The organism is Pseudomonas sp. CAN1, assembly GCF_030462585.1.
Classification (GTDB): domain Bacteria; phylum Pseudomonadota; class Gammaproteobacteria; order Pseudomonadales; family Pseudomonadaceae; genus Pseudomonas.
The window spans coordinates 1-9,619 of sequence record NZ_JASMRU010000065.1 but is presented as its reverse complement, the minus strand read 5'-3'; the positions used below and the strand labels follow the sequence as shown (position 1 = coordinate 9,619).

Below are 9,619 nucleotides of genomic sequence, written 5' to 3'. Positions count from 1 at the left end.
GCCGAGCTGATGGCGCTGATCCTCGACAGCGGCCAGCTGTTCTTCGATCTGGAGCACCCCAATGGCCGCCTGCAAGCAGGCAGCGAATTGCCGATCGAGCTGAAATGGCAACAGCGCGAAGACGACAGCTACGTCTGCGCCTGGCAGATCGGCGTGCGCTCGGCATTGAGGCCGTCGAGGATGTACTTGAAGCCCTTGCCCTCTTCGCCGATCAGGTTGCCGGCGGGGATTTCCAGGTTGTCGAAGAACAGCTCGTTGGTCTCGTGGTTGACCATGTTGGCAATCGGCTGCACGGTCAGGCCGTTGCCGATGGCTTCGCGCAGGTCGACGAGGAAGATCGACATGCCCTCGGACTTCTTCTTCACCTCGGCCAGCGGCGTGGTGCGGGCCAGCAGGATCATCAGGTCGGAGTGCTGGATGCGCGAGATCCACACCTTCTGGCCGTTGATCACGTACTTGTCGCCCTGGCGCACGGCGGTGGTCTTGATCTTGGTGGTGTCGGTGCCGGTGGTCGGCTCGGTGACGCCCATGGACTGCAGGCGCAGTTCGCCGCTGGCAAGCTTGGGCAGGTAGTAGGCCTTCTGCTCGGCGCTGCCGTTCCGCAGCAGGGTGAACATGTTGTACATCTGCCCGTGGATGGTGCCGGAGTTGCCGCCGCAATGGTTCACCTCTTCGAGGATCACCGACGCCTCGGCCAGGCCCAGGCCGGAGCCGCCGTACTCTTCCGGGATCATCGCCGAGAGCCAGCCGGCTTCGGTCATGGCGCGGACGAAGTCCTCGGGGAAGCCTTTCTCTTCGTCGATCTTGCGCCAGTACTCGGCGGGGAACTCCGCGCAGAGGGCGCGCACGCCGTCACGGATGGCCTGGAGTTCTTCGTGGTTGTGGTTCATGAGGGTTCCTCTGGGCGGCGTCGCCTGGGCGAACGCGGATTTCTTGTTCGGTTTTCGGTTTTCGGTTTTCGGGGATCGAAGGGATCGATCAGTCGAACAGCACGTCGGCGCGCTGGCACAGGCCGCTGCCATTGGCGGCCCACAGCTCGGCCACGCCGGGCTCGGTATGGCGGCCGCCGACGCGGAAGGTTTCCGGCGCGATCAGTGGGCGCACGCCGCGGAAGCTGAAGCGGCGCAGGCGTGCCAGCGGGTTGGCGCGGGCGAATGCGGCGAGGCTCAGGCTGGCGGTCAGCGGACCGTGCACCACCAGGCCGGGGTAGCCTTCGCTGGCGGTGACGTAGGGCCAGTCGTAGTGGATGCGGTGGGCGTTGAAGGTCACTGCCGAGTAGCGAAACAGCAGGGTCGGATCGGGCGCGACGCTTTCCTCCCAGTCCGCCAGCGGCGCGGGTTCGCCCTCACTCAGCTTGGGCGGCGAGGGCTCGCGGTAGACGATGTCCTGCTCCTCGCGCAGGCACAGCTGCTGGTCCTGCCAGTACTCGTGGGCGAGGGTGACGAACAGCAGCGAGCCGGTGCGCCCGGCCTTCTCCTCGATGCGCTCGATACGCGTCTTGCGGAAGGCTTCGGCGCCGACCCGCAGCGGTTCGAGGAACTCCAGCCGGCCGCCGGCCCACATGCGGTTGCGCCCATGAGCCGGGGGCATGAAGGTGCCCAGCGTCGGGTGGCCGTCCGGGCCCAGGCGATTGCCGGCGACCTGGTCATTGAAGAAGCACCAGTGCCACAGCCACGGCAGCTCTTCACCATGGGCCGGCGCCTGGGCATTGAAGGTCGCCGCGATGCGCTGCACGAGGTTGCGGCTGAGTTGGTCGTGCACTTCCTGGGTGCGCCCCAGCCATGCCGAGGGATCGAAGTCGGTCATGCCGTGTATCCGCTTTATGGGTGATGGGCGGCATGATGCGGGCGGGCGCGGCAGGGGAGGAATTTGCTTTTGCCGAAGCCCGGTTGAAGCCCAGGCTAACACTCACTGCGCCACGCGCCCGCTCTGGACGCGTGGCGTAGCGGTTCACTTGCCGGTGCGCAGTGCCAGTGCCGCCAGGGCGCAGGCCAGCAGCGCGAGGAAGGACAGGTAGAACGCATCGCCGTAGGCCATCAGGAAGGACTCATGGCGAACCTGCTCGGCCATTCGCGCGAGGGCTTCGGCCTGTGCCGGCAGCCATTCATTCAGGGCGAAGGCATCGCCACTGCTCGGCAGGCGTTCCTGCAGGGCAGGGGAGAACACTGTCAGTTGCTCGCCGATACGCTCGGAGTGGAAGCGCTCGCGCTGCGAGACGATCTGCGTCAGCGCGGCGGTGCCGACTGCGCCGCCGAGGTTGCGCAGCATGGAGAACAGGGCCGAGGCCGAGCCGGCTTCCTGCTTCGACAGGCCGGACACCGCCAGCACCGACAGCGCGACCATGATGAATGGTTGACCGATGCCGCGCACCACGGTGGACGGGATGATCACATTGGCAGCGGCGTCGGCGTCGAGGAACACGCCCAGGTAACAGCCGGCGGCCATGATCGCGAAGCCGCTGGCGACCATCAGCTTGGGCGGCAGCCAGCGCATCAGGCGTGGCATCAGTGGCGCCAGGAACAGCTGCACGAGGCCGTAGGCGATCAGGCTGACGCCGATCTCGCGGGCGTTGTAGCCGTGCAGCTGGGACAGGTAGTTGGGCACCAGGAACACCAGGCCGAAGGTCGCCGCGCCGAAGATGAACATCGCTGCGCTGGCCACGCCGAAGTTGTAGCCGGCCAGCAGGCGCAGGTTGATGAACGAGCGCCGGCCGAACAGCTGGGTGTAGATGAACAGCAGCAGGGCGAGCACGCCGGCGACCAGCATCCAGACGATGAACTGCGAGCCGAACCAGTCCTTGCGGCCGCCTTCCTCCAGCACGATCTGGATCGCCCCCAGGCCGATGATCATGCTGGCGATGCCGAGCCAGTCACCGTTGCGCAGCTTGTGCAGTTGCGCGGCCTTCGGCTCGATGGCCCAGGCCACGGCGGCGAGCAGCAGCACGCCGGGGATCAGCTGCAAATAGAAGATCCAGCGCCAGCTGTAGGCGTCGGTGAGCCAGCCGCCGATGGACGGGCCGGCGGCCTGGGCGACGCTGTTGGACAGGCTGAACAGTGCCATACCCATGGCCACCCGCGACGCCGGCAGCTCGGTGATGATCAGCTGAAACGACAGCGGGATCAGCACCGCGCCGGCCGCACCCTGGACCACGCGGATGGCGATCAGCGTGGCCAGGTTGGGCGCGAACGAACAGGCCACCGAGGCCGCCAGGAAGATGCCCGAGCCCACCAGCATCACCCGGCGCAGCGAGAACACCTCCACCAGCCACGCGGTCAGCGGGATCATCACGATCTCCGCCACCAGGTAGGCGGTGGAGATCCACGAGCCTTCCTCGAAGGTGGCGCCCAGCGAGCCTTCGATTTCCGGCAGGGCGGCGCTGGTGACGTGCACGTTCATGCCGGCCATGAAGCAGCCGAACAGCCCGCCGATCACCGCCACCCAGGCCTTCAGCGAGGTCTTCTCGGCTTCGCTAGTCATGGCCGCGCGCCTCGACTTTCGCGCGGGTATCTACCTCGGCGAGCACCGACATGCCCGGCAGGATCGGCACCTGCTGGCGCGCGTCTGCGTCGAGGCTGATGCGCACCGGGAAGCGCTGGACGATCTTGGTGAAGTTGCCGGTGGCGTTGTCCGGCGGCAGCAGGGCGAAGAGCGCACCCGAGCCCGGCGAGAGGCTATCGACGCGGCCGTGCAGGACGGCGGCGGGGAAGCTGTCCACGCGCACCTCCACCGGCTGGCCGGGGCGCATGCGGCGCAACTGGGTTTCCTTGAAGTTGGCGACGACGTAGGACTGCTCCACCGGCACCAGCGCCAGCAGCGGCAGGCCGGGGGTGACGTACTGGCGCTGGCGCACGCGGCGCTGGCCGACCACGCCGGCGATGGGCGCGTGGATCAGCGTGTCTTCCAGGGCGTTCTGTGCCAGGGCGAGGCTGGCGTCCGCCTCGCTGGCGCGGGCCTTCTGCTGCTCCAGGCCGGCGCTGGCCTGTTCGCGGCTGGCCTGCAACACGCTGAGGCGGGTGCGTTGGCGGCTGGCGGCAGCTTCGGCGCGGCTCAGTGCCGAGCGCGCGCGGGCGAAGTCGGCGGTGACGCTTTCCAGGCGCTGGCTGCTGGCGGCCTGCTGCGCGACCAGCTCGCGGTAGCGCTGGAAGTCCAGTTGCGCGCGTTGGCGTTCCGCGCTGGCGGAGTCGATGTCGGCGCGGGCCTGGTCGATCCGCGCCTGCTGTTCCTTGAGTTGAGCATCCAGCGTTACCAGTGCCGCCTGCTGCGCAGCGATGGCGGCGCGAGCCTCGCTCTGCCGTGCCCGCGCCTGCAGCAGGCGGGCCTGGTAGTCGCGGTCATGGATGCGTACCAGCGGCGTACCGGCAGCGACTTGCTGGTTGTCCTGCACCAGCACCTCGGCGACGTAGCCGGACACCTTCGGGCTGATGGTGATCCAGTCGGCGCGCACGTAGGCGTCGTCGGTCTCCTCCAGGTAGCGGCCGACAGCTTGCCAATACAGGCCGTAGCCCAGGGCAGCGACGATCAGCACGCTGCCGCCGAGCCACAGTCGGCGGCGCTGGCGCTGTTTCTTCTGCTGTTGCAGCGCCTGTTCGGCGGATTCGGTGTGTGTTTCGTCGACGGCAATGTTCATCGCACAGGTCCGGTGACAGAGGGGGAGTGGTGGGCCAGCGGTTTGGCTGGCATGTCCTGCCAGCCGCCGCCGAGGGCGTGGAAGAGATCGATCTGCCGCGCGACCAGGCGCCGGTCGGCCTCGGCCTTGTCGGCTTCGAGGCGGACCATGGCGCGCTCGCTGTCGAGCACGTCGAGGAAGTCCAGGGCGCCGGCCTGGTAGTTCAGCTGCGCCAGGCGGTAGGCGTTTCGGCTGCTGTCCAGCGCGCTGCCCAGCGCCTCGCGGTGGCCGCTCTCGCCGTGGTAGCGGGCCAGGCTCTGGCGGACTTCCTTGAGCGCCACCAGCGCCTGCTGCTGGAAGCGCGCAAGCTGCTGGCGCTCGTGGGCCTGGGCGCCGTCGAGGCGGGCGCGGCTGGTCAGCAGGTTGGGGAAGCTCCAGCTGATCAGCGGGCCGATGGCGTAGGTGATCGCCTCGTGCTTGCCGAGGTCGTGCAGGCGCTCGGCGGAGGAACTGATCGACGCGCCGAAGGACACGCTCGGATAGAAATCCGCCTGGCGCACGCCGACTTCATGGCCGGCGGCGGCCATTTCGCGTTCGGCCTGGCGAATGTCCGGGCGCCGTTGCAGCAGCGCCCAGCCATCACCCACCGGGAGTGCCTGGCGCAGCTGCGGCACGCTGCGGCAATCGCTGACCGCCGCCGGCAGTTGCCCCGGTTCGCTGCCGGTGAGCACGCCCAGCTCCTCCAGCGCTGCCTGGTGCTCGGCTTGCAGGCGTGGGAGCAGGGCGCGGGTTTCCTCCAGCAGGCTGCGCACGCGGTCCACTTCCAACTCGGTGACCAGCCCGGCGCGGCGCTGGCGGCGGGTGAGGTCGAGGCTGCGCTCGACGGCCTGCAGCGAGTGCTGCTGGATGTCGGCCCGCGCGGCATAGGCGCAGGCATTGGCGTAGGCGCGGGCGGTGCCGGCAGCGACTTCGACGCGCAGCTGGTCGTGGGCGGCCTGCGCGGCTTCGGCGTTGGCCTGGGCGGCGAGGATCGACTGGCGCACCTGGCCCCAGAGGTCGAGCGGGTAATCCAGGGCGAAGCCCGGCACCTGGTTCCACTGCGAGCCGGCGCGGCCGCCCGTGGCCTTGGCTTCGGTCTGGTCGTCGCTGCTGCGGCCGTAGAAGGTCTGCCAGCTCGCCGTGGTGCTCGGCCAGCGCTGCGCGCGGGCCTGGCCCAGCAGCGCCAGCAGTTCGTCGATGTGGGCGAGGGAGGCTTGCAGGTCCTGGTTGTGTTGCAGGGCCTGGGTTACCAGCTGGTCGAGCTGCGGGTCCTGGTACAGGCGCCACCAGTTGGCGGGCGGCTCCTGCGCGGCGGTGTCGCTGGCGAGGGCCTGCCAGTCGCCGCCGGAAGCCAGGCCGGGGGAGGGCGATACGTGCTCGCTGACTGCCGTGCAGCCGCCGAGCAGCAGGCCGGCACCGGCCAGCGCGAACACCAGGGTTCGCGGGTACGGAAGGGTCTTGGGCATGATGAGGAGTCGTTCAGTTTCGGACTCCTGCAGGGTAGGGATTCAGCCCCTGGCGGCGCTCTCGCGATCCCGACAAGGATCGGCGCGAAAGTGACAAGCGTGGTTTGCGGCGCTCTCAGCCGCGCACCGCCTGGTAGTGGCTGGGCGACTGGCCGAGGATGCGCTTGAAAGTCTGCGAGAACGCGCTCGGGCTCTGGTAGCCGTGCTCCAGGGCGACCTCCAGCACCGAGGCGCCGGCGATCAGCCGTTGCAGGCTGAGGACCATGCGCACGCGGCTGCGCCAGTCACCGAAGTTCATCCCCAACTCGCGCTGGAACAGGCGGGCGAGGGTGCGGCTGCTCATGTTCAGGCGCTGCGCCCAGTCCTCCAGGCCGTTCTCGTCCGCTGGCGCGGCGATCACTGCGTTGCACAGCCGCAGCAGGCGCGGGTCCAGCGGCATGGCGAGGTGGATGGCGACGGTCTGCGCGGCGTGCATTTCCACCAGCAGCAGCTCGTGCAGGCAGCGACGGCGATGCGGGTCGCCCACGCCGGATTGCAGCGCGCTGGCGGCAACCAGCAACTCGCGCAGCAGTGGCGTCACCGTGATCAGCTGGCACTGCTCACCGCCCCACGGCCAGGTGGAGGCGGGCATGAACAGGGTGCGCATGCGCACGTTGCCGAACATGCGGATCTGGTGCCCGGTGCCTGGCGGCACCCACAGCGCGTGGCCCGCCGGCACCACCCAGTTCTTCTGCGCTGCACCCACCAGCATCACCCCGGACAGCGAATGGATCAGCTGCGCCTGGGCGTGGCAGTGCGGGAGGATTTCCTCGCCGTCGTGGTGATCGAAGGCCAGCGCCTCCAGGGACATTGCACAGGTCATGGGGTGGTGTCGTCAGGTGGCAGGTTGTTGGTTGCCCGACAGTGGCGCTCTCGGGGCAGGGAAGTATTCTATGTTTTTCCTGAGAGGTGTTTTCACCAAATATTGCTGTTCTGCTTTTATTTCAGCAATAAAGGTTAAGTTCTATTTTGATTGTGGCAATAAATATTTGATTTTTGCCTTTCGTTTGAAAGCTGCGTTCGCGGCTGGGGAGATTGGCCAGATGAACTCGGGTCCTGTGCGATTATCGGGCGGAATGTTTGCGATTATCGAACGAGCCTGCCGATAATCGACCGACTATCGCTCGACCAGGACAACAACAATGACCGACGCTCCCCGTGCCAGCCTGCCGCCCCTCGCGCCGCCGATCATCGCTTCGCCCGCCAAGCGTATCGAGGCGTTTACCGGCGACCCGAACTTCATGACCTCGCTGGCCCGCGGCCTGGCGGTGATCCACGCGTTCCAGGAGCGCAAGCGCCACCTGACCATCGCGCAGATCAGCCACCGTACCGAGATTCCGCGCGCTGCCGTGCGCCGCTGCCTGCACACGCTGATGAAACTGGGCTATGTCACCTCCGACGGTCGCACCTATTCGCTGCTGCCCAAGGTGCTGACCCTCGGCCACGCGTACCTGTCCTCGACGCCGCTGGCGGTCACTGCGCAGCCGATCCTCGACCGCCTCAGCGAGCAACTGCACGAGGCCTGCTCCATGGCGACGCTGGAAGGCGACGAGATTCTCTACATCGCCCGCTCGGCCACGCCGCAGCGCCTGATCTCGGTGGACCTGAGCGTCGGCAGCCGCCTGCCGGCCTACTGCACGTCCATGGGGCGCATCCTGCTCGCGGGACTGAACGATGATGCGCTGGAGGATTACCTCTCTCACGCCGACCTGCAGGTGAAGACCAGCCGCACCGTGCACACCCCGGAAATGCTCCGCGCGAGCATCGCCGAGATTCGTCAGCAGGGCTGGGTGATCATCGATCAGGAACTGGAAGTCGGCCTGCGCTCCATTGCCGTGCCACTGAAGGATTCCGCCGGCCAGGTGCTGGCCGCGCTGAACGTCGGCACCCACGCTGGCCGTGTGTCGCGCCAGGAGCTGGAAACGCGTTTCCTGCCGGTGCTGCTGGAGGCCAGCCGCGAGCTGGGCACACGGCTGTTCCACTGACGGCGCTCAGCGCTGTTCGAGGTAGCCCGCAGGCACCGATTCGGCCAGCCAGACGCCGTTGGCGGAGCGGTAGAAACGGTGGCCGTCGCGCCACATCTGGCCGCTGCGCACCACCAGGATGGTCGGCTTGCCGCGTCGCGAGCCGACCCGGTCGGCGGTTTCGCGGTCGGCGCTGAGGTGGACGTGCTGGCGGCTCATGGGCTTCAGGCCGTCCGCCAGGATTGCCGCGATCGCCGCGGGGACGGTGCCGTGGTAGAGCACCTCGGGCGGCTCGCAGGGCTCAAGTTGCAGATCGATATTGACCGAGTGGCCCTGGCTGGCGCGGATGCGCAGGCCGTCGTCGCTGAAGGCGAAGCGTTGCTTGTCGTTGGTGGCGACTACTTCATCGAGCATCGCGCGGTCGAAGCGGCGCCCCTTGCGGGCGGACTGCGCGAGCAGTTCCTCGACGCTCACCCAGCCATTGACGTCCAGGCTCAGGCCGGCGGTTTCCGGGCTGTGGCGCAGGATCAGCGACAGCCACTTGCTGATGGATTTCCTTTCGTTGTCGTTCATCTCTTCCTCTGATTTTTCCTTTTTGTGCGCGGCGCATTCTAACCGGAGCGGGCGTGGCGGAATGCTGTTCGCTAACCGCCCACTGTGGCGATTATCGAATTGAACGGCTGAACGTCTCTTCGTACTGTTGCCCAACCCGTCCAGCCGGACGGGCAATAACAACAATGAGCGTCAGCCATGGCCCCTGAGTGCCTGCCCGATCCGCCGGTCCGTGCGTCCACCGGCTCGCGCCTCATTCCTGTCCAGCTTGCGGGAGTGCAGGGCGATAAAGCCGGCCTTCCCGCGACGACGCCCTCGCAGGAAGTCTTCGCATGACCAGTTCCGCCCACGTGCCCGCTGCCGGCACCCTCGACGTCCAGTCCTTCATCAATGCCCAGCCGCTGTCGCTATACCAGTGCCGCATCGTGCTGCTGTGCTTCCTCATCGTCTTCCTCGACGGCCTGGATACCGCCGCCATGGGTTTCATTGCGCCTGCGCTGACCCAGGACTGGGGCATCGACCGCGCCAGCCTCGGCCCGGTGATGAGCGCAGCGCTGATCGGCATGGTGGTCGGCGCCCTGGGTTCCGGCCCGCTGGCCGACCGCTTCGGGCGCAAGGGCGTGCTGGTGGTGGCGGTGTTCCTGTTCGGGCTGTTCAGCCTGATCTCGGCCTACAGCAGCAACCTCGAACAGTTGATGGCGCTGCGTCTGCTGACCGGTATCGGTCTCGGTGCGGCGATGCCCAACGCCACCACGCTGCTCTCCGAATACACCCCCGAGCGTCTCAAGTCGCTGCTGGTGACCAGCATGTTCTGCGGCTTCAACCTGGGCATGGCGTCTGGCGGTTTCGTCTCCGCCAAGCTGATCCCGGCCTACGGCTGGCATAGCCTGCTGCTGCTTGGTGGTGTGTTGCCGCTGCTGCTGGCAGTTGTGCTGCTGGTGTGGCTGCCGGAG

8 protein-coding genes and 1 pseudogene are annotated in these 9,619 nt (G+C 67.5%); 2 read left to right on the top strand and 7 right to left on the bottom strand.

Annotated features, from left to right (window positions below; genetic code table 11):
- Nucleotides 1-152: 152 nt before the first annotated feature.
- The 6 genes and pseudogenes from QO207_RS30740 to QO207_RS30715 all read right to left on the bottom strand — a co-directional run.
- Nucleotides 153-890: pseudogene (locus QO207_RS30740) on the bottom strand (acyl-CoA dehydrogenase family protein); the annotation flags it as partial.
- Between the two features lie 88 nt (nt 891-978).
- Complete coding sequence (locus tag QO207_RS30735) at nt 979-1,806, bottom strand: MaoC family dehydratase N-terminal domain-containing protein (RefSeq protein WP_301536028.1); 828 nt, start codon at nt 1,804-1,806, stop codon at nt 979-981.
- Between the two features lie 144 nt (nt 1,807-1,950).
- A complete protein-coding gene (locus tag QO207_RS30730) occupies nt 1,951-3,477 on the bottom strand; it encodes an MDR family MFS transporter (RefSeq protein WP_301536027.1) in 1,527 nt (508 codons plus the stop codon).
- Nucleotides 3,470-4,627 (bottom strand): HlyD family secretion protein, encoded by a 1,158-nt coding sequence (locus tag QO207_RS30725; RefSeq protein ID WP_301536026.1) that lies wholly within the window; start codon nt 4,625-4,627, stop codon nt 3,470-3,472. Before QO207_RS30725 ends, QO207_RS30730 begins: the two co-directional genes overlap by 8 nt.
- Nucleotides 4,624-6,111 carry an efflux transporter outer membrane subunit gene (locus QO207_RS30720; RefSeq protein ID WP_301536025.1) on the bottom strand — a complete coding sequence of 496 codons (1,488 nt, stop codon included), beginning with the start codon at nt 6,109-6,111 and terminating at the stop codon, nt 4,624-4,626. The genes QO207_RS30725 and QO207_RS30720 overlap by 4 nt, the downstream gene beginning before the upstream one ends.
- 115 nt (nt 6,112-6,226) lie before the next feature.
- Nucleotides 6,227-6,973, bottom strand: a complete 747-nt coding sequence (locus tag QO207_RS30715; protein WP_301536024.1) for a helix-turn-helix transcriptional regulator — start codon at nt 6,971-6,973, stop codon at nt 6,227-6,229.
- A gap of 319 nt (nt 6,974-7,292) precedes the next feature.
- Here QO207_RS30715 and QO207_RS30710 point away from each other — a divergent pair, with 319 nt between their 5' ends.
- A complete protein-coding gene (locus tag QO207_RS30710; RefSeq protein ID WP_301536023.1) occupies nt 7,293-8,135 on the top strand; it encodes an IclR family transcriptional regulator in 843 nt (280 codons plus the stop codon).
- A gap of 6 nt (nt 8,136-8,141) precedes the next feature.
- Here the strand turns inward: QO207_RS30710 and QO207_RS30705 are convergent, their stop codons facing one another.
- Entirely contained in the window at nt 8,142-8,687 is a 546-nt protein-coding gene (locus QO207_RS30705; protein WP_301536022.1) for an RNA 2'-phosphotransferase, read from the bottom strand.
- Between the two features lie 311 nt (nt 8,688-8,998).
- On the opposite strand from QO207_RS30705, the gene QO207_RS30700 reads away from it, so the two are divergent.
- Nucleotides 8,999-9,619, top strand: a 621-nt coding sequence (locus QO207_RS30700; RefSeq protein ID WP_301536021.1) for an MFS transporter, incomplete at its 3' end; no start/stop codon positions are given.

What these genes read in the sequence shown, in the direction of transcription:
- QO207_RS30705 (WP_301536022.1), bottom strand. Translation starts at nt 8,687, where the DNA reads ATGAACGACAACGAAAGGAAATCCATCAGCAAGTGGCTGTCGCTGATC.
- QO207_RS30715 (WP_301536024.1), bottom strand. Translation starts at nt 6,973, where the DNA reads ATGACCTGTGCAATGTCCCTGGAGGCGCTGGCCTTCGATCACCACGAC.
- QO207_RS30735 (WP_301536028.1), bottom strand. Translation starts at nt 1,806, where the DNA reads ATGACCGACTTCGATCCCTCGGCATGGCTGGGGCGCACCCAGGAAGTG.
- QO207_RS30725 (WP_301536026.1), bottom strand. Translation starts at nt 4,627, where the DNA reads ATGAACATTGCCGTCGACGAAACACACACCGAATCCGCCGAACAGGCG.
- QO207_RS30730 (WP_301536027.1), bottom strand. Translation starts at nt 3,477, where the DNA reads ATGACTAGCGAAGCCGAGAAGACCTCGCTGAAGGCCTGGGTGGCGGTG.
- QO207_RS30710 (WP_301536023.1), top strand. Translation starts at nt 7,293, where the DNA reads ATGACCGACGCTCCCCGTGCCAGCCTGCCGCCCCTCGCGCCGCCGATC.
- QO207_RS30720 (WP_301536025.1), bottom strand. Translation starts at nt 6,111, where the DNA reads ATGCCCAAGACCCTTCCGTACCCGCGAACCCTGGTGTTCGCGCTGGCC.